25 protein-coding genes and 1 other RNA gene are annotated in these 25,860 nt (G+C 40.1%); 3 read left to right on the forward strand and 23 right to left on the reverse strand.

The annotated features are described in order from the left end of the window. Positions 1 to 69: 69 nt before the first annotated feature. The 4 genes from M3610_RS07950 to M3610_RS07965 all read right to left on the reverse strand — a co-directional run bounded on the left by M3610_RS07950 (position 70) and on the right by M3610_RS07965 (position 3,585). A complete protein-coding gene (locus M3610_RS07950) occupies positions 70 to 1,044 on the reverse strand; it encodes a cation diffusion facilitator family transporter (RefSeq protein WP_251458044.1) in 975 nt (324 codons plus the stop codon). 126 nt (positions 1,045 to 1,170) lie between these two features. Further along, complete coding sequence (locus tag M3610_RS07955) at positions 1,171 to 1,404, reverse strand: group-specific protein (RefSeq protein ID WP_251458047.1); 234 nt, start codon at positions 1,402 to 1,404, stop codon at positions 1,171 to 1,173. Positions 1,405 to 1,468: 64 nt separating this feature from the next. After that, positions 1,469 to 2,473, reverse strand: a complete 1,005-nt coding sequence (locus M3610_RS07960; protein WP_098572342.1) for an AI-2E family transporter — start codon at positions 2,471 to 2,473, stop codon at positions 1,469 to 1,471. 95 nt (positions 2,474 to 2,568) lie between these two features. Beyond that, positions 2,569 to 3,585, reverse strand: coding sequence for a polysaccharide deacetylase family protein (locus M3610_RS07965; RefSeq protein ID WP_251458050.1), 1,017 nt, complete (start codon positions 3,583 to 3,585; stop codon positions 2,569 to 2,571). 248 nt (positions 3,586 to 3,833) lie between these two features. Between M3610_RS07965 and M3610_RS07970 the strand changes: the two genes are divergently transcribed. Beyond that, positions 3,834 to 4,301 carry a hypothetical protein gene (locus M3610_RS07970; protein ID WP_026567818.1) on the forward strand — a complete coding sequence of 156 codons (468 nt, stop codon included), beginning with the start codon at positions 3,834 to 3,836 and terminating at the stop codon, positions 4,299 to 4,301. 43 nt (positions 4,302 to 4,344) lie between these two features. Here M3610_RS07970 and M3610_RS07975 read toward each other — a convergent pair whose 3' ends face one another. From M3610_RS07975 to M3610_RS07985, 3 genes are all read right to left on the reverse strand, one after another. Next, on the reverse strand, positions 4,345 to 4,725 hold the full coding sequence (locus M3610_RS07975; protein WP_251458053.1) for a 2Fe-2S iron-sulfur cluster-binding protein: 381 nt from the start codon (positions 4,723 to 4,725) through the stop codon (positions 4,345 to 4,347). A 4-nt stretch (positions 4,726 to 4,729) separates the two neighbouring features. Then, positions 4,730 to 5,578 (reverse strand): family 1 encapsulin nanocompartment shell protein, encoded by an 849-nt coding sequence (locus M3610_RS07980; protein WP_098572340.1) that lies wholly within the window; start codon positions 5,576 to 5,578, stop codon positions 4,730 to 4,732. Positions 5,579 to 5,794: 216 nt separating this feature from the next. After that, positions 5,795 to 6,367, reverse strand: coding sequence for an IMEF encapsulin system ferritin-like cargo protein (locus M3610_RS07985; RefSeq protein WP_251458056.1), 573 nt, complete (start codon positions 6,365 to 6,367; stop codon positions 5,795 to 5,797). A gap of 197 nt (positions 6,368 to 6,564) precedes the next feature. On the opposite strand from M3610_RS07985, the gene M3610_RS07990 reads away from it, so the two are divergent. Next, positions 6,565 to 7,212 (forward strand): spore coat protein, encoded by a 648-nt coding sequence (locus tag M3610_RS07990; RefSeq protein WP_251458369.1) that lies wholly within the window; start codon positions 6,565 to 6,567, stop codon positions 7,210 to 7,212. A 405-nt stretch (positions 7,213 to 7,617) separates the two neighbouring features. Here the strand turns inward: M3610_RS07990 and ssrA are convergent. The 5 genes from ssrA to M3610_RS08015 form a co-directional block, all read right to left on the reverse strand. Further along, positions 7,618 to 7,953, reverse strand: a transfer-messenger RNA (tmRNA) gene (ssrA, locus tag M3610_RS07995). A 182-nt stretch (positions 7,954 to 8,135) separates the two neighbouring features. Next, the gene (smpB, locus tag M3610_RS08000; RefSeq protein WP_026567812.1) at positions 8,136 to 8,603 is read right to left on the reverse strand and encodes an SsrA-binding protein SmpB; all 468 of its coding nucleotides are present in this window, start codon (positions 8,601 to 8,603) and stop codon (positions 8,136 to 8,138) included. A 90-nt stretch (positions 8,604 to 8,693) separates the two neighbouring features. After that, positions 8,694 to 8,924, reverse strand: a complete 231-nt coding sequence (locus M3610_RS08005; RefSeq protein ID WP_251458058.1) for a hypothetical protein — start codon at positions 8,922 to 8,924, stop codon at positions 8,694 to 8,696. Positions 8,925 to 8,966: 42 nt separating this feature from the next. Next, entirely contained in the window at positions 8,967 to 10,565 is a 1,599-nt protein-coding gene (locus tag M3610_RS08010; protein WP_251458061.1) for a spore germination protein, read from the reverse strand. Between the two features lie 58 nt (positions 10,566 to 10,623). Next, complete coding sequence (locus tag M3610_RS08015; protein WP_098572336.1) at positions 10,624 to 11,823, reverse strand: Ger(x)C family spore germination protein; 1,200 nt, start codon at positions 11,821 to 11,823, stop codon at positions 10,624 to 10,626. A 182-nt stretch (positions 11,824 to 12,005) separates the two neighbouring features. On the opposite strand from M3610_RS08015, the gene M3610_RS08020 reads away from it, so the two are divergent. Continuing rightward, positions 12,006 to 13,124 carry a GerAB/ArcD/ProY family transporter gene (locus M3610_RS08020; protein ID WP_251458064.1) on the forward strand — a complete coding sequence of 373 codons (1,119 nt, stop codon included), beginning with the start codon at positions 12,006 to 12,008 and terminating at the stop codon, positions 13,122 to 13,124. A 76-nt stretch (positions 13,125 to 13,200) separates the two neighbouring features. Here M3610_RS08020 and rnr read toward each other — a convergent pair whose 3' ends face one another. The 11 genes from rnr to rpoN all read right to left on the reverse strand — a co-directional run bounded on the left by rnr (position 13,201) and on the right by rpoN (position 25,820). Further along, positions 13,201 to 15,555 carry a ribonuclease R gene (gene rnr, locus M3610_RS08025; protein WP_251458067.1) on the reverse strand — a complete coding sequence of 785 codons (2,355 nt, stop codon included), beginning with the start codon at positions 15,553 to 15,555 and terminating at the stop codon, positions 13,201 to 13,203. Positions 15,556 to 15,581: 26 nt separating this feature from the next. Continuing rightward, a complete protein-coding gene (locus tag M3610_RS08030) occupies positions 15,582 to 16,328 on the reverse strand; it encodes an alpha/beta hydrolase (RefSeq protein ID WP_251458070.1) in 747 nt (248 codons plus the stop codon). A gap of 150 nt (positions 16,329 to 16,478) precedes the next feature. Next, on the reverse strand, positions 16,479 to 16,712 hold the full coding sequence (secG, locus tag M3610_RS08035; RefSeq protein ID WP_098572332.1) for a preprotein translocase subunit SecG: 234 nt from the start codon (positions 16,710 to 16,712) through the stop codon (positions 16,479 to 16,481). Between the two features lie 147 nt (positions 16,713 to 16,859). Further along, positions 16,860 to 18,158: a phosphopyruvate hydratase gene (eno, locus tag M3610_RS08040; RefSeq protein ID WP_098572331.1), complete on the reverse strand. Its 1,299-nt coding sequence runs from the start codon at positions 18,156 to 18,158 to the stop codon at positions 16,860 to 16,862. A 25-nt stretch (positions 18,159 to 18,183) separates the two neighbouring features. Continuing rightward, on the reverse strand, positions 18,184 to 19,716 hold the full coding sequence (gene gpmI, locus M3610_RS08045; RefSeq protein WP_098572330.1) for a 2,3-bisphosphoglycerate-independent phosphoglycerate mutase: 1,533 nt from the start codon (positions 19,714 to 19,716) through the stop codon (positions 18,184 to 18,186). Next, a complete protein-coding gene (tpiA, locus tag M3610_RS08050; protein ID WP_098572329.1) occupies positions 19,709 to 20,470 on the reverse strand; it encodes a triose-phosphate isomerase in 762 nt (253 codons plus the stop codon). The genes gpmI and tpiA overlap by 8 nt, the downstream gene beginning before the upstream one ends. A 212-nt stretch (positions 20,471 to 20,682) precedes the next feature. Further along, on the reverse strand, positions 20,683 to 21,867 hold the full coding sequence (locus M3610_RS08055; RefSeq protein ID WP_251458073.1) for a phosphoglycerate kinase: 1,185 nt from the start codon (positions 21,865 to 21,867) through the stop codon (positions 20,683 to 20,685). Between the two features lie 142 nt (positions 21,868 to 22,009). Then, positions 22,010 to 23,017 carry a type I glyceraldehyde-3-phosphate dehydrogenase gene (gene gap, locus M3610_RS08060; protein WP_098572327.1) on the reverse strand — a complete coding sequence of 336 codons (1,008 nt, stop codon included), beginning with the start codon at positions 23,015 to 23,017 and terminating at the stop codon, positions 22,010 to 22,012. Between the two features lie 51 nt (positions 23,018 to 23,068). Then, positions 23,069 to 24,091, reverse strand: coding sequence for a sugar-binding transcriptional regulator (locus tag M3610_RS08065; RefSeq protein WP_251458075.1), 1,023 nt, complete (start codon positions 24,089 to 24,091; stop codon positions 23,069 to 23,071). A 128-nt stretch (positions 24,092 to 24,219) separates the two neighbouring features. Next, positions 24,220 to 24,486: a glutaredoxin family protein gene (locus tag M3610_RS08070; protein WP_396953635.1), complete on the reverse strand. Its 267-nt coding sequence runs from the start codon at positions 24,484 to 24,486 to the stop codon at positions 24,220 to 24,222. Between the two features lie 11 nt (positions 24,487 to 24,497). Further along, on the reverse strand, positions 24,498 to 25,820 hold the full coding sequence (gene rpoN / locus M3610_RS08075; RefSeq protein WP_251458078.1) for an RNA polymerase factor sigma-54: 1,323 nt from the start codon (positions 25,818 to 25,820) through the stop codon (positions 24,498 to 24,500). Positions 25,821 to 25,860 lie beyond the last annotated feature (40 nt).

Consider the following 25,860-nt stretch of genomic DNA (forward strand, 5'->3'; position numbering starts at 1 on the left):
ACGGCTTTATTCGTTCTGTTAAGACCGAAGAAAGTCCAATTATGTTTTTTTCTACGGTGGGGGCATTCTCTAATTGGCGGTCGATCCACTTCGTTCCTTCCAAGTCATCACTTCATCTTCCTCGTCAATCTCAATCGTCACATCAACGACGCCTTTTTCTGCCATGATTTTTTCTTCTAATCGATCTTTGATATCATCTGCTGCAGCCACTGTTAATTTTGGATCGACTTCGATTTCTAATTCTACATGCAGGTCCTCACCCTCTTTAATGACGGTGATTCCTTGAATATCTTTAACATCAGGATCCTCCATCACAAGTGTGCCAATTTTGTTTTCCATTTCTTCATCTGCTTGACCAAGGACCCCTGCTGCATTATCCAAAAAGACCCTGCCAACTACAAAGAACATCATTACTCCTATCAGCATAGAGGCAAGCCCTTCAATTTGATGGAATGGTGAATAATGCGAAATGACGACCGCTATAATCGCTAATAAACCACCCATGGTTGCAACTAGGTCTTCCATAAAAACCAGTTTTGTTGCAGGTTTAGCTTTTCCTAAATTGGCCAAGCTTTTTGTAAACACTTGAAGTCCAGTTGCCTCAACCTCAATATCATGTAAAATCTCTTTCATTGCTTTAAATAAAACAAAGGTCTCTAGAAGGGTTGCAACAGCTAACACGACCAGGTTAATGACAAAACCGCTAGACTCTGTCGGATGGACGACATGGTGGTACCCTTCTTTAATGGTTTCAAATGCCATAATTCCGACGATTAATACGGCACCCAAAAGAACAAGGTTGACTAAACGGCCAAAGCCATTAGGATATTTTTCGGTCGGTGCCTTTTTACTTAAGGCAGAGCCGACAAACACGAAAAACTGGTTTGCAGCATCACCAAGGCTGTGCATCGTTTCTGCAAACATCGCCACATTGCCTGTAAACATAAAGGCGATCCCTTTAATAATGGAAATAATCGTATTAATGATTGCTGCCAATAAGGCGGATTTATTGCCGCGTTTTAGTAATTGTAGAAGTTCGCTCATTATATCCTCTTTTCCTAAATAAAGTTTGATTTTCTTAATATTTTCAAAAATAACCTATTTCATTATAACTAACTTTTTACAACAAGGAATAATCAGGGCCCTATTTTTCAATAGGGCCCTCAATAATTACAGATTCCTCAGTACCAAAAATAAGCGGTTGTTTCTGGTTTCTTGTTCTTCTTTGGTAGCTAAATCGTACTTTTTAAGCAAATGAAATACCTCATTTAAGAGGTCCTGTGTATGTTCTTTTTCAAAGAATTGATTAAATAATGGCTTCATCTCTTCCGGAAGAAAGGACGCTTGTGATTCATACTTACTTTTTACATCTTCCTGGCTATGGTTAAGTTTACATTCGCTCATGTGATTTCCCCCTTATCCTTCATACCTCTAGTATAAACAAAAAAAGCCCATACCATGGGCTTTTTTATTTAACCTTCTTACTCTCAGTTACTTCTAACACATCCAATAGGAAAACAAAGACGGGAATCCCAACGATCAAGCCCCACACACCAAAAAAGTGCTCGGAGAAGATCAATACAAGGAATGTATAGAAAACCGGTAGATTTGTTTTTGAACTCATTAAATTTGGATTTAAAATATAGGCTTCGATGCCATGAATAATCATTATTGCAATGCCCACGTAAAGAACAGTGGCCATACCGCCGATACTATAGGCAATGATTGTAAGTGGAATCAATGAAATAATGACACCTGCAACGGGGATCAGACCCAAAACAAAAATCATGATGGATAATCCGCCAAGCTGTGGGAAATCCAATATCCATAAGGAGATGGTGGTTAAAATACAGTTCACAACAGCTATGATTAGTTGGGCTTCAATTACTTTACCAAATGTACCCACAAACTTTCGAGCAAAAAATTCCACTTCAGTGTAAATAGATGCAACTTTACTAGTTCTAAATTTCTTCGTAAATTCAATCAAACGCGGTTTTTCTAATAAGAAGAACAAACTCATTAACAGAGCTAATAAAATTTGTAAACCAATTTTACTAATATCCGTAAAGTACTTAAATACAAAGGTAACTCCTTGCTCTAAGTAACTTGAGATTTTAATTTCTTCCATTCGACTGACAATATAATTCAGGACCAAGTTATCGTGCTTTGCTGTATAAAAAGCAGTCAACTGCTTGATTAATGCGGTGATTTCACCTGCAATCATAGGCAGGTACATGACCAAACCATAAGAAAGCAAACCAACAATACTTGCATACGAAATAACAACAATCAACTTTCGGTTAATCGGTATTTTTCCTTCTATGAAATACACTAACCGATCCATCAAAAAGGTAAAAATGAACGTAAGCAAGATTAAGTTGATCATTGACTTCATGGCATAAATTAAGATGGCAATTAAGACAAAAATAGATATTCTCTTGAACCCTGTACTCTGAAGTAATTTATTGATCATAGGCTATTATCGATCCCCATTATATTCGCTATATTTACATAAGAATTTTATTACAATAAATTGATTATACCAAATCTACAGATATATTGTCTGTTTTAAAATTGGACTGGCTCAGTTGATTTTTCAATGGGTTTTCCCTCATACCCATGTTCCTTTAAATAGTCTAGAAGCTTTGGCAAATGGGCTAGTGTTTCCTTTCGCTCATGTAAAAGGATGACAAGTGGTCCATTATGATGTTTCATCTGTTCAATTTGATCAATAACACTATTTACATAGCGTTTATCCTTATAATACCAATCCTTACTATCAATATTCCAATCCCACATTATATACCCCTTTTCCTTCACAGCCTGTTTATACTCGTCTGTCATCTTTGGGGCACTGCCATAAGGAGTTCTCATGATATAAGAATTGACACCTGATACCTTCTTTAAGGTGTGACGGTTTTGGTTTAGTTCACTCAGCACGGTTTCTTTAGATTTATAAAATTCCTTTTGACTGTGAGAGACACTATGTAGTCCAATCGTTTCGCCTGATTCAACCATTAATTTGACTGATTCAGGATATCTCTTAATATTCCCATCAATCATAAAGAATGTAGCTTTAAATTGATACTTCTCGAGTTGTTTGATGATTTGTCCGGAAAAGGGTGCAGGACCATCATCAAAGGTTAAATAAACTATTTTCTTTCCACTATTTCTTAGTTGTGTAATGTTTGCTTTATCTGGAGCTGCATTAGATTTCTTTGACGGTGGTTGAGAAGAAGTTTTATCTTTTGTGGTGGGTTGTGCCTCCGTATCAGGAGTACGATTATTGGGCACCTTACTAATCTCACGTTCTTGCTCGTTCCTCTGATGTAATGCTTCTTCTTGTTGTTTTTGCATTCGCTCTTTTTCCGACTTTAAGTCCTTCGTATTTCGTACAATTGTTTCTGGGCTTACACTTTTTTTCACAGGCAGATTAGTATCCTTATTTTTTTGAAGATTATTAGATTCTTTGCTCGCTGCTTTTGCTTGAAAATAATTACTAACGAAGATCCCCGCAAATAAAAAAGTAACAACAACGACGGCAATTATCGTTCCCTTCGACCAATTGCTTCTCAGATTCCCCATTGATCAATCCCTCTTCGATGTTTTTTATATTTACTACCTCCATTATAGACGATGTTTTGACCAAAGTGTTACCAAACTATGAAAATATTACAATTTCATTTACAAGATAATATTCTTATATTTGTAAACTAGAGTTCAGTTATTTTGTTTCAAACACCTTCCACATTTTGGTGCCTGACACCCATTGACAATGATTCTCATTATCTTTAATATAAAGGTACAGAGATTATATTGGAGGGGGATTCAACATGTTTAACATGCTATATGGGTTGAAGGATATTCACACGGTTATTTCTAATCAACGGAAAATTGGCGGTGCGGCTGAAGCTGATTCGATTCGGTTATCATCGGGTGAAACCTATCTAAACCCCGTGTTTACGAATGTTGATCTCTCAAAAGGTCATTATGTATCTGTTGGTTTTATTGACCAAGATGGCGCGAATGTGATTACACATGTTGATCAGATTGCTGTAATCAAAGGCTTGCAGCACAAATTAATTTGCCAGCTGAATAATACTTATATTAAACAGTATTTGCTCCATGATACATTGAAGTATTTACAGAAGCTATGTGAAGTGAATAACGGTTTTGTTACTACCTCTTTCAAAAAAGAAGCGTTGAAACTTGTGCGTGATATTAGTGTGAAAGAATTAAAAAACCACAATATCTCGCTTCCATTCCCAGTTGAAGATAAATTAGTGCAATTATATGCTTAATAAAAACGAGGTCTCACTTCAACAGTGGACCTCGTTTTTTTGTCTATAGGATGACCGCTTGGCAGGCTAATCGATAGCCGTTGCTTACTTCAGGGCCAAGTTTTTTATGCTCTTGTTCATTCGGTTTGGACAAGCCTGGACCTTGAAGAACTTGCACCGTACATTGTCCGCAGGTTCCTTTTTGGCATTTATATTTGATGGCCTTGCCCTGTTTTAGAGCAGCATCAAGTAATTTTCCCTTTTCCGGGGCGATTTCAAATTTATTCGACCCTTGAACCACGATTATTTTTTCTAGATTCGTTTTGCTTTCACCGGATTGTCTCGTAGTTTCTCTTTTTTCAACATGAGTCCGAGTAGGAGGTTTCATAACAGGCACAATTTTTCCAGGAATGAGCGAGCCTACTGTAAAAACTCGATGGTTCACTGGATTAATCCTCGATTGCTTCTAGTGTGCAAATAGCCCCAGGCCGCTTAATCCTTAATACCGCTGTTTCATATACACGGAACGGGTGGTTCATCCCTTCCACGCCCAAGTAGGCTGTATCAAAATCTTCGGAAACGGCAAGGTCTAAGTTGTTTCGTCCAGTGTTAAGGATGACACCTGTTCTCCCTTTCAAAACGGGCGATTGGAACACCCCATCAGTCACTAACTCTCGGATATGTTCAATTTCTAACACATTGGTGTCTTTATGGACTCGATGGATTAGGGAGTAGAGTTCCGGTGATAGGACAAGCGCAAACGGACCATGATGATTCATTTCGAGCAGTTTATTTCTAGCATCGACTATATCATGAAAAGCTGCTCCGGATTCATACCATTCCCCAATTAAGTGCGTCAGCCTGCCTTGGACATTCATTAATCCCGGGATATCAAACTCTCTTGCCCCATGAAAAATCATCTGATCCTCCAGGTTAGCTACGTCTCGAGCAGCGTTGGCAGCTGATGAAAAATCAATCGGAATATCGAGTGTCTTCGTCTGTTCGATATCACGCCAATAGAGGACGAAATCCTTATAAAGTAAAGGAATCGTGTGATTTACTCGTTTGCTGGATTCGACAATCGTCTCAAAGGAGCCTTGAAAATCCATTTTTGCTTCCATATTTTCAAAAAAGATATCATTTGGGATACTCTGTATGCCTCGTCCAAGCGGACCATATAGTTCAATAAAGCGCCGGCCGACTAACTGTCTGCGTGCTGACTCAATGACAGTTTGATCTAATTGGCTGAATTCTACTTCATTTAACGGTGAATCTGGATATAAGTGCAATTTGCTCATTGTTTTTCCTCTCTTGTTCAAGTGGTTATTTTTTCGAATAGGGATTGGTAAGTGGTGTCTGATGATTTCGCCAAGTTGGATTGTTATTCCGCCGATTTCAGCTTGGATTTCGCGAAGTCTGGAAATGATTTCGCCAAACTTAAAAGGGATTTCGCCAAATTCACCATTTATTTCGCCAAACACCAATATTCGTATAAATTCTTATGTAAAAAATACCTAAATTAAGCTCCCCACCGTAAACCCCTTTTTATATTTAGCTGGAGACACAACTGGGGCTGCTGTATGTGTGTTACCTGACCGGTCTAAGTGATCATGGTCGTGATCATGATGGGCATGCGGGTCGACGTAGTCATTATCAAACCTTTTATTGATGTCGATCAACATCGCTTTGACTTGCTGATAGTCCTGATAGGATACTTCCCGTAATTGGTTCAGCAAGTTGCTTCGTTCTTCGTCAGTAAAGCGAAATAGCGCTAAATCCAGGTGCTCCACAAAATTATGTAATCCGAACTTTTCAAGATTTAGCTCTTGAAGAAGCCGATTAAACTCATTATTGGTCGGCGCAAAATCCTTCTCATCTTTTTCATTTTCAAACTTACTAATAAGTGGAATGAGCTCAACTAAACGAGAAAGCCTCTGCTCCTCTTCTTCAAAAATATGATGATAATAAAGCCGTTCGTGGTCATCGGTGGCATTCTGAATAACCGGGTCCAGCATATTCATAAATTTTTCAATCGCATCTTTGGTAGTTGTAAAAATATGATAAAAAATCTTTAATTCCTCTTTCATCGTAAGCACCCCTAGTTCCTTAACTACTGTCATTATTGACGCGAACAAGAGCTTTTAATACCTAACTATTCGGAATTAATTTATGAATTGTAACAATTCACTCACTGTTTATTGACAGTATTTACGAGCATAACTCATCTTTCTTGAAACATAATAAATATGGTTATGCCACTACCTTTAGGAGGGAATTCAAAATGATGCAAAATCAACAGGGGATTATGCACCAAAATATGCATACAGGAAATGTTCCTCAACAATTAAATCACGGCGGTCATGAAGTGTTTGATGTCCATGAAGTGTTATCAGGAGCAATTGGGGCATTGGATCAATACATGTTATTACGTCCACATGTAAAAGACCCAGAATTACTCGATATTCTGGATCGCCAATATCAATTTATGCAGGATGAATATAACATTACGGTCGAATGTTTCAAATCTGGACAGAATCCTTCTAAACCAACACAGAGCTATAAAATGAATCAAGGAAATGATTTTGTTTATGGGTTAAAACCATCCCAGCCGAAAAAGCCTGCGCAATCCGTTTCAGAGCTTACGGATGCATGCGTTTCCAGCATGATGCTTGGCTGTGTAAAATCAGGGGCATCGATGAAGACAATGGCCGCTTTAGAAGTGACCAACCCGGTCGTTCGTCGGGTACTAGCAGACTCGGTTCCGAATTGCATTGAAATGGCCTATGAAATCTCGATTTATCAAAATAAACATCACTATTATCAGGTTCCACAGCTGGCCCAACAGGATATGAATCAACTGCTTAATGCCTTCGCCCCTGCGCAGGGAATGCCGCAGATGAACAATATGAATATGAATAACATGAATCATTAGCATAAAGACCGATTAAGACAAAAAGCTATCCTTCCTTGTTAAAAGAGGAAGGATAGCTTTTTTCCAGATATAAAAAAAACCAGCATCTCTGCTGATCTTTTCTTTCCACTATGTAGTGGAGACGGTGGGACGTGCTCTTCCATGCTTTCGTCATGGCACTGACTATATCTTGAACCTGTCATCAAACAGGTCCTCTGGCGTCTTATGCGAATCATATATTTGCCTCTTCAAGGCGGGATTTCGCATCCTAGTACTACCACGTCCATGGCAGCCTATAAGTCGATACACGGCTGTTGGATTACTCCACATACCGCTCGGCATTGCCCTATCACATTGATGTGACTTAGGTTTCACCGATAAAGCCAGATTTTCACTCGTGTGTTACCACACAAGGCGACTAATTACTAATCGAACCCACGTCCAAAGATATCGCCACTTAAGCTTCTACGAGTGTAGTCGATATATTGGTGTTTCGCTGAGGCCATATGCCTATCGACCGGCGTCCGGTCAGCTAGCCTGGTTGTTCTCTTCCTTCATCCTCAGGCGGTGGAATCCGGCGTAGCCCACTTAGAGTGAGTCCCTTACCCTACCACATGGGCAATGGAGGGAGGAACCGCTATGCAGTATTAAGCTGCGAAAGCGAGGTTGTTGTTAGTTTTGCCAGTTATGGCTTTGACGTTTTAACGAGGCCGATCCCCTCGACTCGCGACCTAAGCTCAAACTACCCCTGTCGAATCCGTAGCGTCCCCATAATAAAAGGAGCTGCAATCTAATCAAAGATTAAAGCTGTAGACGTTAGGATGCTCAGACAATTGTCCTTGAGCAAAGTATCTCATCGCTAACTTAGCGACAAACTTATTATAACATACTGTCCGCATTTTTCAATTGTAAGTAACTGTAAAATAATTTCCAGTTCACTCCGATTACATCTTCTGACGATCGCGGAAAGCTCGTTCAATTTCACGCTTGGCCTCTTTTTGCTTCAAGGATTCCCGCTTATCGTAATTCTTCTTCCCTTTCGCAAGCCCAATTAACACTTTGCAAAACCCATTTTTTAAGTATAGCTTTAATGGAACAAGCGCATAACCTGCTTCTTTTGTTTCACCGATTAGTTTATTAATTTCGCGCTTATGGAGTAATAGCTTTCGGGTTCGTAACGGGTCATGATTGAAAATGTTCCCTTGTTCATACGGACTGACATGCATTCCGAAAAGTATGGCTTCCCCATTTTGAATCCGTGCATAGGCATCCTTAAGATTCACTTTTCCCCCACGAATTGACTTAATCTCGGTCCCCTGCAGGACAATTCCCGCTTCATAGGTTTCTTCGATAAAATAATCATGGTAAGCCTTTTTGTTTTGCGCAACTACTTTTCCTTCACCTTTTGGCATAAGATTCACCTCTACTTATGGCATTAATTGTAGCAGAAATCAAATTCCATAACAATTAAACTATACCTAAAAAAGGCATGCGCCAAACGGTCACTTTAATAAATTCTCTATCATGCTGGCAAATGGTTTAAAAAGGACTGTTAACCAATCTAGTGGATTAGGCAACCTCATACCCAGAGCTTGTGCAATACTTAGCACGGTTCCAAATAGCAGAAGAATAGAAAAAATCCATAGCTCTTTTTTTAATTTTTTTCTCAACAAATGAGGTACATCAAACGCTATAATTACAGCGGAAATAACTAAGATGCCTGCAACAGCCACTAGGTCGTCAGCTCCTTACTCCATTATAGGTAATTAAAGTCATTAGATTTTATCTTGAGGGGGTTTTGGTGCCGAATTATGTTCTCGGCTTATGTTTTTTTGACTGATAAGACGTGGCCGTGAAAACATCCCCCACCAAGGTACACGGATAATTGTATCCTTTAAGTCTTGAGGGATTAATGGACCCAGAGGACTCATATATGGAATCCCAAAGGAACGCAGGCTGCACATATGAAGGATAAGTGATATTAATCCGACAAGTATACCGACTAAACCGAATGAAGCAGCAAGCCCCATCATGGGGAACCGAAGGACTCGCAGTGACATGGACATGGCGACGGAAGGAAGTATAAAGCTGGAAATCGCTGTGATTGCCACAACAATGACCATGGCAGCCGAAACGATTCCAGCCTCAACTGCTGCAGTACCAATGACTAATGTGCCTACTATAGAAATTGCTGAGCCTATAGCCCTTGGCATTCGTAAACCAGCTTCCCGTAAAATTTCAAATGCTACCTCCATCATTAGAGCCTCAATAAATGCTGGGAAGGGTACACCCTCGCGTTGGGCAGCAAGATTAATCAACAGTTCGGTGGGTATCATTTCCTGATGATATGTAGTAATAGCTATATATAAAGATGGTGCCAAAAGTGCGATCATAATACTAAAAAAGCGAAGCATTCGAATAAGAGTACTTATATCGGCACGCTGATAATAGTCTTCTGCCACTTGTAAAAAAGAAACGAACAGTGCTGGAACAATCAACACATTCGGTGACCCATCCACTATTATGGCGACTTTTCCTTCTAGGAGGTCAGCAGAAATCACATCAGGCCGTTCTGAATAATAGATAGTTGGAAACGGACTGTAGGTTTTATCTTGAATTAATTCCTCAATATAACCACTTTCCAATATGCCATCAATGTCAATCCGGTCTAGACGCTCGTGAACTTCCTGGACCACCTTTTCATTTGCAATTCCATTGATATACATAATTGCGACATCTGTTTTGGTCATTTCCCCAATGTTCTTTGTAGCCATCCATAGATTCGGTGATTTTATCTTTCGGCGAATTAATGCCGTATTCGTTCGGATGCACTCCGTGAAGCCTTCCTTTGGTCCCCGAACGACCGTTTCAGAGGTGGCCTCAGTTACACTCCGTTCTTTCCAGCCACGCACACTGATGATGAATCCTTGAGATTGTCCGTCTAATAAAAGAATAAGATCCCCTGATAATAATGAATTGAAAAGAGAGCTGTACTCCGTAACATCTCTTATTGAACCAACTGTGAGAATTTGTTCCTTTAATACTTTTAATAAATTCATTGTTGGAGAAGGGGATAAATCAGTTTCGAAATCGATTTCTAACATTATCGGTTCTAGAACAAAATGTTGAATGGCATCCGTATCTGCTAATCCATCCGTATAGAAAATGCCTGCTTTAACAGATTCCTCTTTCCCAATCTGTATTTCCCTAAACACGATGTCGTTGCTATTTCCGAGTATTTTTTGTACATAGTTTTTGTTTTCTTCAAGACTATGTTTTAAATAGTTATTTTCTTTCTTTGTACCTTGATCATCTTTCTCTAACTTGAACAGGTCCAAGCTGTTTTTAATTTTCGGTTTCTTAAATAAACTCATCAACTGCCCCCCTCTCAGTACCGCAAGAATTCGGATACTGCTGTATGATCAAACAAAATTACTTTATGTCTTTGACAAATGAATTTCCACTTGTTCCGATACCACGGATTTTTCCATCTATTTTAATATTTACCTTCAAGTCCTCGAATTTTTTATCCCAATCTATTTTTAGTTTTTCCCATGCATTGGGATCCGCCCTATGAATCGCTTCTCCAAATCCAAAAATGTCAACTTTATTTTTTTCTTGAACTTGTTTTATGGCCGTTTGAATCATTTTTTTCGTTCCAGTTTCGTAGATTTTCTCTAACTGACGAATCGATTTTGATTTTTTCAAGTCAATACCGCATTGTACTTCAGCTACTTTGCCATCCACACGCACATTTACATCAATTTCAGGTTTTCCATTTCGTATTTTCCCCTTCACTTTCGATTCTGAATCCGTTATTTGAAAAACGAATTTCCCGCCATTCGGACATGGAACAGCCCCAACAGAACCTTGTTCAAGATTGGTAACAATCGTATACGTTTTACTTTGAACTTCATTTAACCAACCTATTAATTTATCCCCGTCAAAAACCGCTAATTCTTGAAAAAACAACCTAGCAGGCGGATTGATTGTTTCTACATTTTGGTTGCTGGCGGAAGTTCCATTTTCGCCTTCTAACTTTATATGGATACCAGTTAACACAGCCTGTTTCCCTTCACTTACCATATTTGCAATTAGTTCATCTAACGTCACATATCTAGTTGCGGACCATGCTTTTGCTGAGACTTCAAGAGTATTAAACATTTTATTGGCCGGTATTCTGACTAAAGATGTTTGCACCTTTAGTACATCTTCTGCCATCCGTCCCTTAGCTACAGCAATGTAAAAATCTGATCGCATTTCCCAATCTCTTGAAAGGAGATCTAATGGTTTTCCGATCCCTTCTTTTGCTAATTCCTCTCCAATCACCAGGATTCGGAGATGTGAAGGATAAATTCTCCTTGGAGCTTCTTTGGTCATTTTTCGAAATGCCTCTAGTAGGGTTTTTCCCTTAGCTTGAAAGATGATTACCGGTGCATTTCCTCTTGCTTTATCAGTAATTTCCCCTGGATTCACTACTTGGGCAGTTACAAGATATTGTCCATCTGTACTGCGATCGATTCCCATAGCCAGAGTTATAGCAAGTTCATTTAATTCTCGTCGATTCCAACAGCCTGTAGTGAGTAATAAAATTGCAATCAATAAAAAAAAAATTTTTATTCTCTGTGTCATGGATTACGACCCTCTCCATTTATTTAAACATTCTATAATGGAAAACGTTTATTGGATAATTCCCCAATATCATTATCTACGATTTCTATCAGAGAATAATATTTCCATTTTTTGAAGAAAATATAAACTGACAATTATCTATTTTTTTAACCAGATTAAATAAATGAAAAGGATAAAAAACAATGCAGAAGGACGGTAAAATATCGGTTGCTCAATTTACAATATTAGTCATACTAGTAACAATCGGAAGTACGATCTTAAATGCACCGGAAAGATTAATTTCTTATGCAAGACAAGATGCGTGGATTTCCGTTATTCTTGGCATCATAATTGGATTATTGATTATGTGGTTGTATCACACCCTTGGAGTTCGTTTTCCCAATATGACGCTAGTCGAAATGAATGAAAGACTGTTAGGAAAATGGTTAGGCAAAATCGTTTCTCTCTTTATCAGTTGCAGCTTGTTCCTTTCTGCAGCTACACTGCTATTTTTTTTAGGAGAGTTTCTGACCGCACAATTTATACCGGAGACCCCTATTGAGGTGATTCATATTCTCTTCATATTAATTGTCATTCAAGGGGTACGTCTGGGCATAGAAACAATAGCACGTGCTGGAGAAATAATATTTCCGTGGTTTATAATGATTTTTACCATTTTTTTCCTTTTTCTTTCACCGAAAGTTGAAGTTCAGAATATTCAGCCTGTACTAGAGACTGGGATAAAACCCATCCTATCAGCTACTTTAACGTATTTAGAATTTTCCTCCCTATCGCTAATCTGTCTGCTAATGGTTTTTCCTGCTTTTATTAATCAACCTAAACGGTCCTTTAAGGCTTTTTTTCTCGGGAATTTAATTGGAGGGATTTTTCTATTATTCATTACTCTTTTTAGTATTTTAGTTCTTGGGGTGGACAATTCTGTAAGGCTTTTGTATCCAAGTTATGCACTAGCTAGGAAAATAAATGTAGGGGGATTTGTTCAACGATTAGAAGCAATGCTTGCCGTACTATGGTTCGTTTCACTTTATTTCAAAATGACTATTTATTTTTTTGGGTCTGTCGTTGGATTTGCCCAAATTTTAAATTTAAAAGATTACAGACCACTGACATTACCTTTAGGCATGATTTTAGTTGTCCTTTCGTTGATCATATTCCCAAATGTCACCTACTCTGAGTCAGATACAGGTATGCATGTTTGGATTCCACTTATGCTAACAATCGGCCTTTTTTTACCATTATCCTTATTATGTGTGGATTTCATTCGAAAAAGAATCGTCAGTAAAATTACAGTAAAAAATTAGGACACAGATAAAAGAAAAACACACGAGAAACGTGTGTTTTTTCTAGGAATATAAACAAAAAGTTAAAACGTAATACTTATTTGTTTTTCCGCTTATTACTTTTATTTTTTGGCACATTATCATAAAATTTACGTTTTTTCTTTGCTTTATTGCCTTGGCCGTTGCCGCCTTCAGACTTAGCGCTGCCGCCTTGACCACGTCCGCCGCTCTGCTGTTTATTTCTCCGTGGTTTCTTGGATTCGCTGCCCGAACTGAAAACCCTTGGCGTGTCAACACGTTCCCGGCGTGTTCCTTTCATGCCGACAATTTCAAAGTCGATGGAGCGTTCATCTTTATTTACCTTAACAACCCGGACGGTAATCTCGTCACCAATTCGGAAGACGTTTCCTGTCCGCTCGCCAATCATCGCAAAATGCCGCTCGTCAAAACGATAATAATCATCGGTCATATAGCTGACATGAACGAGGCCTTCAATCGTATTTGGCAGCTCGACAAACATTCCGAAATTCGTTACAGAGCTAATAATCCCATCATATTCAACGCCAATTTTGTCCTCCATATACTCCGCTTTCTTCAATTCATCGGTTTCCCGCTCAGCATCAACTGCGCGGCGCTCCATTTTTGAAGAATGATCAGCGATCTCTGGCAAGCGTACATTCCATTTCTCCTGTGTGGTTGAATCCAGCTTTCCTTCAATTAAATAGGTACGAATTAAGCGATGAACGATTGTATCCGGATAGCGGCGGATCGGTGAAGTGAAATGAGTATAGAACTCGGTTGATAATCCGAAATGACCAAGGCTCTCCGGATCGTATTTTGCTTGTTGCATTGACCGCAGCATGACAGTTGAAATTACCATTTCCTCCGGTTTTCCTTGAACTTCTTCAATAATTTCTTGAAGGGCTCTTGGGTGCACATCATTGGCAGTACCTTTTACAATATAGCCGAAGTTCGTGATGAACTCAAAAAATCTCCGCAGCTTATCTTCTTTTGGGTCTTCGTGAATACGGTAGATAAAGGGAACTTCCATCCAGTGAAAATGCTCAGCTACCGTTTCGTTCGCTGCAAGCATAAACTCTTCGATCAATCTTTCGGCTACAGACCGTTCGCGAAGAACGACATCGATCGGCTTGCTTTCCTCATCTACAAGTACCTTTGATTCTTTAAAATCAAAGTCAATCGCGCCACGCTTCATCCGCTTGTTTCGTAGGATGGCAGCCAACTCTTCCATCATTTCAAACATAGGCACGAGTGGTTCATACCTGGCACGGGTTTCTTCATCATGTTCAGCCAAAATGAGATTCACATCATGATAGGTCATCCGCTCGGTTGTTTTAATCACAGATTGGAAAATTTCATGCGAAACAACGGCGCCCTCCGAGGTAATCTCCATTTCACAGGATAGAACGAGCCGGTCCACTTTTGGATTTAAGGAGCAGATTCCATTTGATAAACGATGCGGTATCATCGGGATTACGCGGTCCACTAAGTACACACTAGTTGCCCGTTCCTCCGCTTCTAGATCGATCGGAGTGCCTTCTTTTACATAATAGCTGACGTCCGCAATATGAACACCGAGCTTATAATTGCCGTTTTCAAGCTTAGTAACAGTTACCGCATCATCAAGGTCCTTAGCGTCCGCCCCGTCAATCGTCACAATGGTTTCGTTCCTTAGGTCGCGGCGATTGGCCAATTCACTTTCATCGATGGTGTCAGGCACCTCGTTTGCTTGTCTTAACACTTCATCCGGAAAGGACATTGGTAACCCGTGCTTATGTATCACTGAAAGAATGTCCACGCCCGGATCGTTTTTGTGGCCGAGAACGGTAATCACTTCGCCCTCAGCGCTCTTCCGTCCTTCTGGATAGGTGATTAGCTTAACAACCACTTTATGCCCTTCGACTGCACCTTTGGAGGCTGCCTTTGGGATAAAGATATCACTAGCAAACTTCTTATCATCTGGAATGACAAAGCCAAAGCTTTTGCTTTCCACATAGGTTCCGACAATTTGCTGTACGCCGCGTTCAATGATCCGGATAATACTTCCTTCCCGGCGCTGCCCCGTGCTCTCAGAGGAGACACGTGCTAAGACTATATCCCCGTGCATCGCGGTGTTTGTTTCATTTGGCGGAATGAAAATATCATCCATTCCCGGTTCATCTGGCGCAACAAAGGCAAACCCCTTTGCATGACCAATCAGCTTGCCGCGAATTAAGTTCATTTTCTCCGGAAGTCCATAGCGGTTACTGCGCGTTCTCACCACTAGGCCCTTTTCTTCCATTTGAACCAATGCTTTTACAAATTCCTTAAAATCACTGGAGTCTTGGATACCAAAGGCAGTTTCCAGCTCTTGAACGGTTAATGGCTTGTACGCTTCATCCTTCATGTATTGTAATACCTTGTCTATATGCTTTTGTATATTATCTTCCAAACTAATCCTCCTTTGTAGTTTCCGAGTTAATCGTGCCAGTCTAACTTTTCTAAAAAGCTATACACATCCTCATGTAATTGCTCACGCTCTTTGTCGAGTGTGATGACATGACCGGATTCTTCATACCATTTTAATTCCTTTACGACTGATTCGATTTCGTTGTAAATAATGTTCGCACTTTCCGTGTTAATCATCTTGTCATGACGTGCCTGCACAACAAATGTGGGTGCATATATCATATCCACATTTTCACGCACATCTGCGATCAATGCCTGTAAGGCCTTTAATGTTTTCATTGGTGTTTTCTTAAACTCGTTCATTTCCATTTCGATTTGCTCGTTTGATTTTCCTTCACGATTTTTAAATTCACGAGCATATTCAAGAATTCCCTCGTACATGACCTCTTCGCTTTTTATATGCATCGGTGCACACATTGGTATAATTGCTTTTATAGGTACAGTGTATCCCAATTTCAACGAAAATACGCCACCTAGTGATAATCCTGCCACAGCAATTTCGGAGTGACCTTTATTTTTCAATAATTCATAGCCATTGATAACATCCTGCCACCAATCTTCAGGACCCGTATGAACAAGCTCTTCAGGCGGTACCCCGTGGCCTTTGTAGTGCGGGGCATGACAGGTATAACCTTTTTTCTCTAAAAAACGGCCCAGCATCCGGACATCCGCTGAGTTTCCGGTAAAGCCATGTAAAAGAAGAACAGCCCTTTTTCCTCCTTCAAATGTAAATGGCTTCGGTATAGTTACTTTCATGATATAAAAACTCCCTTAATTTCATTTCACTTTAGTTTAGTTTTAACAAAGCAATGGTGAACATTCCAGAAATATGGCTCACGCTTCTGATAATAATTTTTTCAACAAACAAAAAACCTGACCACTCGGACCAGGTTTGTGTGTGAATGATTAAATTTTAAAGTAAGTCACTGCCATAGCAAGCAAGATAAACAAGATTGCCAAGACAACCGTAATACGATGGAGAATCAAATCAAGTCCGCGTGCTTTCTGCTTACCAAATAAAGATTCTGCACCACCAGAAATGGCACCAGACAATCCAGCACTTTTACCAGATTGAAGTAAAACAACACCAATAAGTCCAATACTTACGATCACTAATAAGATTACTAAAAATGTATGCATAAAGGCCACCTCCTGTTAGTCGCACAATTCACAGTATATTAAATTTATCATATTTTGTCGCTTTAGACAATAGTCCTTGTTGTGACATTCACGCCCTAAATAAAAAAAGGGCACATCCAAAAATGTGCTCCTTCTTATATCATCAAATTATTTGCTTAAGTTGTAGAATGTTTTCTTGCCAAGGTATTGAGCTGTTTCACCTAATTGATCTTCAATGCGAAGCAATTGGTTGTATTTTGCAACACGGTCGGTACGAGATGGTGCACCAGTTTTGATTTGACCAGCGTTAGTTGCAACAGCGATATCAGCAATCGTGTTGTCTTCTGTTTCACCTGAGCGGTGAGAGATAACCGCTGTGTAACCAGCGCGTTTTGCCATTTCAATCGCATCAAATGTTTCAGTAAGTGTACCAATTTGGTTCACTTTGATAAGGATGGAGTTACCAATTCCTTTTTCAATACCTTCAGCAAGTTTGCGAGTATTAGTAACGAATAAATCATCACCAACTAATTGAACTTTTTTGCCAAGGCGTTCTGTTAAAAGCTTGTGGCCTTCCCAGTCATTTTCATCTAAACCGTCTTCGATTGACACGATTGGGTATTTAGAAGAAAGTTCTTCGTACCAGTCAACCATTTCCGCAGATGTCTTCACAACACCTTCGCCAGCAAGATGGTATTTACCGTCTTCTTTGTTGTAGAACTCAGAAGATGCAGCATCCATCGCAAGCATTACTTCTTCACCTGGCTTGTAACCAGCTTTTTCGATTGCTTCAACAATGGTTTGAAGAGCTTCTTCGTTTGATCCTAAGTTAGGAGCAAAACCGCCTTCGTCCCCAACTGCAGTGTTAAGGCCTTTGCCTTTAAGAACAGATTTTAATGTATGGAATATTTCTGCGCCCATACGAAGTGCTTCTTTGAAGTTTGGAGCGCCAACAGGCATAATCATGAATTCTTGAATATCCACGTTGTTATCCGCATGCTCCCCGCCATTCACGATGTTCATCATTGGAACTGGAAGTTGCTTAGAGTTGAATCCGCCAAGGTATTGGTATAAAGGAATATCTAAGTAATTTGCTGCTGCATGAGCAACCGCCATAGATACACCTAGAATGGCGTTTGCACCTAATTTACCTTTGTTATCTGTTCCATCAAGCTCGATTAAAGCTTGGTCAATAGATACTTGATCTAAAACGCTGAATTCTTCGCCAACAAGATGTGGAGCGATAATTTCGTTTACGTTGTCTACGGCTTTAATAACACCTTTTCCAAGGTAACGTTCTTTGTCTCCATCACGTAGTTCCACTGCTTCATATTCACCAGTAGAAGCACCACTTGGAACCATAGCACGGCCAAAGGCACCTGATTCTGTAAATACTTCAACTTCAACAGTAGGGTTACCGCGGGAATCTAATACTTCGCGAGCGTATACATCTGCAATAAATGGCATGTAAAATCTCTCCTTAATAATTAGGTTATTTTAATAATGATGTACCAGTCATTTCAGCTGGCTTTTCAACACCCAATAAGTCTAACATAGTTGGCGCTAAATCCCCAAGAATTCCTCCTTCACGGAGTTGAATTCCTTGTTTTGTCACAATTACCGGCACTGGGTTCGTTGTATGTGCTGTCATTGGTTCGCCTTCTAGTGTAATTACTTCATCGGCATTTCCATGGTCAGCGGTAATAATAGCAGAACCGCCTTTTTCTAGAATTAAATCAACGATTTTTCCTAAGCATTCATCGACCGTCTCAATCGCTTTAATGGTAGGCTCAAGCATACCTGAATGCCCGACCATGTCAGGGTTCGCGAAATTTAGTAAAATCGCATCAAATTTATCTGCTTGAATTTCTTTTAAAAGTGCATCCGTTACTTCGTAAGCACTCATTTCTGGCTGAAGATCGTAGGTTGCCACTTTCGGCGAGTTGATTAAAATCCGCTCTTCGCCTGGGAACTTTTCTTCACGGCCGCCGCTCATAAAAAAGGTAACATGCGGATATTTTTCTGTTTCAGCAATTCTTAATTGCTTCAAGTTGTTTTGTGCTAATACTTCACCAATGGTGTTATCTAAATTGGTTGGTTTGAAAGCAACATATCCATCGACCGATTCACTGAAGTGAGTTAAACACACGAAGAACAAATCCTTCGGATGCTTTGGTCCACGGTCAAAGGAACGGAAATCATCATTCGTAAATGTATTTGAAATCTGAATGGCACGGTCAGGACGGAAGTTGTAGAAAATAACTGCATCATTGTCCTGAATTGTGGCAACAGGCTGTCCATCTTCTTTTGTAATCACAGATGGAATCACGAATTCGTCAAAGATTCCATGAGAATAAGAATCTTCCACAACATCTAAAGGATTCGTGTATGTAGGGCCTTCGCCATAAACCATCGAACGATACGATTTTTCGACACGCTCCCACCGCTTATCACGGTCCATAGAGTAGTATCTCCCTGAAATCGTTGCAAATTCACCTACACCGTATTCCTTCATTTTGTCTAATGTTTCCTGGATGTATTTCGTCGCTGTTTTCGGACCAACGTCACGGCCGTCAAGGAAAGCATGCACATACACCTTTTCCACGCCTTCTTCTTTTGCCAGCTTTAGTAAGGCAAACATATGTTGAATATGGCTGTGGACACCGCCGTCTGACAGTAATCCGAATAAATGAAGGGCTGTGCCATTTTTCTTGACATGCTCCATCGCGCCTGTAAAGGTTTCATTTTTTTCAAATTCACCTTCACGAATCGCAATGTTTACACGAGTTAAACTTTGGTACACAATACGTCCTGCACCAATGTTTAAGTGTCCAACCTCAGAGTTGCCCATTTGTCCTTCAGGAAGACCCACAGCCTCCCCAGACGCTGTTAAATGAGAATGTGGATACTCGCTCCAAAACCGGTCAAAATTAGGTTTTTTTGACTGGGCAACCGCATTCCCTTTTGTTTCGCCCCTGCATCCAAAACCATCAAGGATGATCAGAGCAACGGGAGATTTACTCATAGCTGCCTGCCTCCAATAGTTGTAAGAAGGATTGTGCTTCAAGGCTTGCTCCGCCTACTAATGCACCATCGATATCTGGTTGTGCCATGTATTCTTTAATATTCTCTGGTTTTACACTGCCGCCATACTGAATTCTTACCGCATCAGCGACGTCTTGTGAGAATTGCCCGGCAACCACCTGACGGATATGGGCACATACTTCATTTGCATCCGCTGAAGTAGAAGATTTACCTGTACCAATCGCCCAAATTGGTTCGTAGGCGATGACAGTTTGTTTGACTTGCTCAGCTGATAGACCTTGAAGGGCTTTCGCGACTTGATCGCCAACTAATTGATTGGTTTCACCATTTTCACGCTGCTCTAATGTTTCACCACAGCATACGATTGGAGTTAAGTTGTATTTAAAGGCAGCAAGTGCTTTCTTGTTTACTGTTTCATCTGTTTCATTGAACATTTCACGGCGTTCTGAATGTCCGATGATTACATATTGAACAGCAAGGTCAGCAAGTGCTTTCGGGCTGATTTCGCCTGTGAATGCTCCACTTTCTTCAAAGTGCATGTTTTGAGCACCAATTTTAACATTGGTTCCTTCGGTTACTTCTACTAGACTTTGTAAAAATAATGCTGGTGCACAGATTACAGAGTCCATTTTTTCTGGGGCAGGTACTAGTCCTTTTACTTCTTCTGCGAAGCTTTTTGCTTCTGAAAGTGTTTTGTTCATTTTCCAGTTTCCTGCAATAATTGGTTTACGCATACTGGCACATCCTTCCATAGTTTAGGTTATTAAACTTGGCTGTTGATTTGGGCTCCAGGCACTTCGCTTTCCGCGGGCGTGACGGGGAGCCTCCTCGGCGCTTATAGCGCCTGTGGGGTCTCCCCTGCCCCGTACTCCCGCAGGAGTCTTCGTGCCTTCCGCTCCAATCAACTGAGTGGCAAAATCTTGTTTAACACACTATTCTAAAAAAATTATTTATCGTTTAATGCGACTACACCTGGGAGTGCTTTGCCTTCCATGAATTCAAGGGAAGCTCCGCCTCCTGTGGAGATATGGCTCATTTTATCGGCTAAATTGAATTTTTCAACGGCTGCTGCAGAGTCTCCGCCGCCAATGACTGAATATGTACCTTCTGCTTCAGCAAGTGCTTCTGCTACTGCCTTTGTTCCGCCGGCAAATTTATCAATTTCAAATACACCCATTGGTCCATTCCAAATCACTAGTTTTGACTTTTGAATAACGTCACGGTAGATTTCGGCTGTTTTTGGTCCAATATCAAGCGCTTCCCAATCTGACGGAATTTCCTCAATAGATACTACTTTGGAATTAGCGTCTGCTGAGAAATCATCAGCCACGATAACATCAACAGGCATGTAGAAATTAACACCTTTTGCTTTTGCTTTTTCAATGAATGAATTGGCAAGATCAATCTTATCTGCTTCTAGTAATGATTTTCCAACTTCGTGGCCTTGTGCTTTCACGAAAGTATAAGCAAGTCCGCCGCCAATAATTAAGTTGTCTACTAATTCTAACAGATTTTCAATAACACCAATCTTGTCCTTTACTTTTGCGCCACCGATAATTGCTGTAAATGGGCGTTCTGGATTAGAAAGTGCTTTACCAAGTACATCTAATTCTTTTTCCATTAAAAGTCCGGAAACCGCTGGTAAAATATGTGCAATCCCTTCGGTTGATGCATGGGCACGGTGCGCTGCACCAAAGGCATCATTTACATAAACATCTGCTAATTCAGCAAAAGATTTGGCCAACTCTGGATCGTTCTTTTCTTCGCCAGGATAGAAACGAACATTTTCAAGAAGCAGAACATCTCCTTCAGTCATCGTTTCAATCAATGCTTTCACAGAATCACCATACGCTTCATCAGCCTTCTTCACGTCTTTACCGAGCAGTTCAGAAAGTCGGACACCGACTGGAGTCAAGCGCATTTCTTCTACTACTTTCCCTTTTGGACGGCCGAAGTGGCTCGCTAAAATAACCTTAGCGCCTTGATCTACTAAGTATTGAATCGTTGGAAGGGCTGCACGAATCCGCGTTTCATCAGTAATTTTTCCATCCTGCATTGGAACATTAAAATCCACTCGGCAAAATACACGTTTCCCTTTTACATCAACATCTTTGAGCGTTTTCTTATTCATAAAGGACCTCCTAAAATATTGAAAATTCAGCATAAAATCAGTAAAAAGGGGAGGGGGGCATATACTCCCCGCTCCCCTTTGGAAAACCTTTGTATGATTAACTTCGTATGATTGAAAAATCAATCATCGTCCGTCCGATATATTAAAGTCCTTTTTGTGCAAGGTAGTCACAAAGGTCAACAACGCGGTTAGAGTAACCAACTTCGTTATCGTACCAAGATAATACCTTAACCATGTTGCCTTCAAGAATCATTGTTGATAATGCATCGATTGTTGAAGATACAGGAGCTCCGTTGTAGTCAGTAGAAACTAATGGAAGATCGCTGTATGCTAGAATTCCTTTTAATGGACCTTCAGCTGCTGCTTTTAATGCAGAGTTCACTTCATCAGCAGTTACATCTCTTTCTAATTCTGCAACTAAGTCAACTACAGATACGTTCGGAGTTGGAACGCGGATAGCCATACCGTTTAATTTACCTTTAAGTTCAGGTAAAACAAGGGAAACAGCTTTTGCTGCACCAGTTGAAGTAGGAATCATGTTCTCAGCTGCTGCACGAGCACGACGGTAGTCCTTGTGTGGCAAGTCAAGGATTTGTTGGTCATTTGTGTAAGAGTGAATAGTTGTCATCATACCGCGTTTGATTCCAAAAGTATCATTTAATACTTTTGCAAACGGAGCAAGACAGTTTGTAGTACAAGAAGCATTAGAAATAACATGGTGGTTATTAGCATCATATTGATCTTCGTTAACACCCATTACGATTGTGATATCTTCGTTAGATGCTGGTGCAGAAATGATTACTTTTTTCGCACCTGCTTCAAGATGTTTCGCAGCATCTTCACGCTTTGTGAAACGGCCTGTTGATTCAACTACTACGTCAACACCTAGACCGCCCCAGCCTAATTGTGCAGGATCGCGTTCTGCAAGAACTTTCACTTTGTGTCCGCCAACTACTAAGTATTCACCATCAACTGTTACGTCTTCTGCAAGAGTTCCGTGAACAGTGTCATATTTTAAAAGGTGTGCAAGCATGTTTGCATCAGTTAAATCATTAATCGCAACGATCTCAACATTGCTATTGTTTAATGCCGCACGAAAAACGTTACGACCGATACGTCCAAATCCGTTAATACCAACTTTTACTGACATAATAAATTTCCTCCTTTAATTGGGTAAGGATGTTTTTATTTTAAAAAGGATTTACCCTTTTAATAACTTTCTTGCTGCACCCTCATCTGTGATTAAGATGGTTGATTTCGGTGCTTGTTTTAAGTAAGCTTTGATGGCTTTTGCCTTCGAGCCCCCGCCGGCAACAGCGATGACATTTGGAATGTGAACTAAATCTTCTAACTGCAGTCCAATCGTTGACACCTTTTGAACGATTTCACCTTGTTCGTTAAAATAATAGCCGAATGCTTCACCCACAGCTTGTTGATTTTCCAGCTTATGCAAAACTTCTGGATTCGTTTTGCGCCGCTCAGCCATTGTGATAGCATCCCCAATCCCATGAAGAACCATGCTTGCTGATTTAATTAGTTTTAATACCTCATGAATGTCAGGTTCTTTGATGAGTGATTCATAAATTTCAGTACTAACCTGGTCAGGTACATATAGAACACGATGTTTCGCATGGGTGTTTTTCGACATGATCGAGCAAATCGTATTTGCTTGATTGTGAACATCCTCGCCTACTCCGCCTCTTGCTGGGACAAATAGTAGTTCTTTCTGGGGATACTCGGGTGAAAGTCTTTCTGCGACAGCAGCCATCGTTGAACCGCCAGTTACAGCAATGATATTTTTTCCGCCGAGTAACTTTTTCATGCACACCGCACATGCCTTGCCAAGTTCACCTTTTACCATCGGCGATTCATCACTATCGCCTGGCACAATGATGACTTTTTTAATACCGAGTCGGTGCTTTAATTCCAACTCCATCACATCAATACCTTTTAATTCACGCATAAAGCCTTCTAAGTCTTCGAGCAAATTTTTTCCTTCAGGTGTTAAACTCATTCCCACATTATTTGTGTAAATTAAATTTTGCTCCCTTAGGAATTCTACTTCGCCTCGAAGGACTCTTTCCGTATATCCCAAGCTAACCGCTAAACTCCTTCTTCCTACCGGTTGCATAAAACCAATATATCTTAGGATAGAATATCTCTTCTGAAGGACCTGAAGGAGATCGGGTAATAGTCTTTTCTGGATATCGATTAATGACTGCATGAAGCTCATGCTCCTTTATTATATGTAGTTGGTCTAAAAATGTCCACCATAGACATATTATGTCCCGCTACATCCAAAAAAAATAACCCCTGCTACGTTTTTTATTGTAACAGGAGTGAAAACCTATTTCAACTGTTTAGATTGGCTTTTTTTTCATGCAAACGGTTACTTATGTCAAATTTGTTAATGACACCAAAACCTGCTTCTACTCCATCAATTTGAACGACAGGAATCATTAAACCGTATTGTTCGGTTAATTCATCACTAGATTCAATATCAATTTCTTCTAAGGTGAAATCCCAATCTTTGCTAAGTTCTTGCAGTGTGGACTTTGCTTTCTCACAAAGCGGGCAGCTTTTCCTTGTGTAAAACGTGATTATCGTTTGTTCCATCATTTCGTTTCCTTTCAGTCAAACCTTTTCCTTTTTGAAGAGGACGGAATTCCCAACTGATCCCGATATTTCGCAATGGTTCTTCTTGAAACGACCATGCCTTCCTCTATTTTTAATTGCTCCACAATATCTTGATCCGAAAGAGGTTTCTGTTTATTCTCATTTTCTATTAATGTTGAGATTTTCTTCTTTACTTGTGTGGATGAGGTATTTTCATCCTCCGAAACGGTTTGTATTGTACTTGTAAAAAATGATTTTAGCGGGAAGGTCCCGTATGGGGTTTGCACATATTTTTCTCGAACCGCTCGACTTACGGTTGATTCATGGATATTCAGTTCTCCGGCAATTTCCTTCATCGTCATCGGTACTAAATTATTGGAACCTTTTTGAAAAAATGCTTCCTGCTTTTCAATAATTTTGGCAATGACCTTAGTTAGTGTCTCTTTCCGCTGCTCAATACTTTTTTGAATCCAATTGTAATCCTGTAGTTTATCCTGCAGGAAACGGCTTACCTGTTGGTCCTGATCTTTGAATTTATGATAATACTGCTCATTTAGGCTAATCCTTGGCAGTGATTCATCAGACATCCTTACTGTAAGTCCGTCGCTTGAGTGCTCGATGATTGCATCCGGGATAATGTATGTGGTTGCTTCCTTACCTAGAATAGTTCCCGGCTTTGGGTTCAAGGATTGAATTTGATCAAAAATATCCTGGATCTCTTTAAGAGTTACTTTTAGTTCCTTTGCAATTGGCTTCCACTTTTTTTCAGCGAACGGTAAAAAATATTCAGAGATAATTTTTTGAGCCAGTTCATTATTTGGATTCTGATAATAGATCTGCATCTGCAGGCACTCTTGCAGGTTTCTTGCACCAATCCCCGCTGGCTCCAATGTTTGGATAATAGCCAAGCATTCTTCCACGACATCTTCCTTTACTCTTAGCTTTTGGGAGATTTCATGAAGGTCGCCTGTAAAGTAACCGTTTTCATCAAGGTTCTGAATCAGACGGCGAATAACAGTTAATTGTTCCGCTGATAAATTCGTTATTTTTAATTGTGATAGTAGATACTCTTCAAGTGAAAAGGGTTTATCGGCAATTTGCTCAATCCAGTCCTTTTCCACTTTTTGGTTCTTCCGGCGATTTCGGTCAATGAGTGGATTCATCGGCTTAATATTGCTATGTTCAACCTGCAATAGGGGATTTTCAAGTGCCTTATCGTCTAAAAAAGCAGTTAACTCTTGGGCAGAGTACTGCAACAATGCAATGGCCTGAGATAACTCCTGTGTCATTGCTAATTTTAATGTTTGCTGTTGCCATAAACCAGCCTTTAAGTTCATTTCATATCCCCCCTGCATTCTATTTTACACGATGGACGGA

Source organism: Neobacillus sp. MER 74 (assembly GCF_023714155.1).

What these genes read in the sequence shown, in the direction of transcription:
- M3610_RS07990 (WP_251458369.1), top strand. Translation starts at nt 6,565, where the DNA reads ATGCAAAATCAACAGGGGATTATGCACCAAAATATGCATACAGGAAAT.
- gpmI (WP_098572330.1), bottom strand. Translation starts at nt 19,716, where the DNA reads ATGAGTAAATCTCCCGTTGCTCTGATCATCCTTGATGGTTTTGGATGC.
- M3610_RS08070 (WP_396953635.1), bottom strand. Translation starts at nt 24,486, where the DNA reads ATGATGGAACAAACGATAATCACGTTTTACACAAGGAAAAGCTGCCCG.
- M3610_RS08015 (WP_098572336.1), bottom strand. Translation starts at nt 11,823, where the DNA reads ATGACACAGAGAATAAAAATTTTTTTTTTATTGATTGCAATTTTATTA.
- M3610_RS07970 (WP_026567818.1), top strand. Translation starts at nt 3,834, where the DNA reads ATGTTTAACATGCTATATGGGTTGAAGGATATTCACACGGTTATTTCT.
- gap (WP_098572327.1), bottom strand. Translation starts at nt 23,017, where the DNA reads ATGTCAGTAAAAGTTGGTATTAACGGATTTGGACGTATCGGTCGTAAC.
- M3610_RS07950 (WP_251458044.1), bottom strand. Translation starts at nt 1,044, where the DNA reads ATGAGCGAACTTCTACAATTACTAAAACGCGGCAATAAATCCGCCTTA.
- smpB (WP_026567812.1), bottom strand. Translation starts at nt 8,603, where the DNA reads ATGCCAAAAGGTGAAGGAAAAGTAGTTGCGCAAAACAAAAAGGCTTAC.
- rpoN (WP_251458078.1), bottom strand. Translation starts at nt 25,820, where the DNA reads ATGAACTTAAAGGCTGGTTTATGGCAACAGCAAACATTAAAATTAGCA.
- eno (WP_098572331.1), bottom strand. Translation starts at nt 18,158, where the DNA reads ATGCCATTTATTGCAGATGTATACGCTCGCGAAGTATTAGATTCCCGC.
- M3610_RS07965 (WP_251458050.1), bottom strand. Translation starts at nt 3,585, where the DNA reads ATGGGGAATCTGAGAAGCAATTGGTCGAAGGGAACGATAATTGCCGTC.
- tpiA (WP_098572329.1), bottom strand. Translation starts at nt 20,470, where the DNA reads ATGCGTAAACCAATTATTGCAGGAAACTGGAAAATGAACAAAACACTT.
- M3610_RS08065 (WP_251458075.1), bottom strand. Translation starts at nt 24,091, where the DNA reads ATGCAGTCATTAATCGATATCCAGAAAAGACTATTACCCGATCTCCTT.
- secG (WP_098572332.1), bottom strand. Translation starts at nt 16,712, where the DNA reads ATGCATACATTTTTAGTAATCTTATTAGTGATCGTAAGTATTGGACTT.
- M3610_RS07955 (WP_251458047.1), bottom strand. Translation starts at nt 1,404, where the DNA reads ATGAGCGAATGTAAACTTAACCATAGCCAGGAAGATGTAAAAAGTAAG.
- M3610_RS08030 (WP_251458070.1), bottom strand. Translation starts at nt 16,328, where the DNA reads ATGAAAGTAACTATACCGAAGCCATTTACATTTGAAGGAGGAAAAAGG.
- M3610_RS07980 (WP_098572340.1), bottom strand. Translation starts at nt 5,578, where the DNA reads ATGAGCAAATTGCACTTATATCCAGATTCACCGTTAAATGAAGTAGAA.
- M3610_RS07985 (WP_251458056.1), bottom strand. Translation starts at nt 6,367, where the DNA reads ATGAAAGAGGAATTAAAGATTTTTTATCATATTTTTACAACTACCAAA.
- M3610_RS07960 (WP_098572342.1), bottom strand. Translation starts at nt 2,473, where the DNA reads ATGATCAATAAATTACTTCAGAGTACAGGGTTCAAGAGAATATCTATT.
- M3610_RS08020 (WP_251458064.1), top strand. Translation starts at nt 12,006, where the DNA reads ATGCAGAAGGACGGTAAAATATCGGTTGCTCAATTTACAATATTAGTC.
- M3610_RS08055 (WP_251458073.1), bottom strand. Translation starts at nt 21,867, where the DNA reads ATGAATAAGAAAACGCTCAAAGATGTTGATGTAAAAGGGAAACGTGTA.
- M3610_RS08010 (WP_251458061.1), bottom strand. Translation starts at nt 10,565, where the DNA reads ATGAGTTTATTTAAGAAACCGAAAATTAAAAACAGCTTGGACCTGTTC.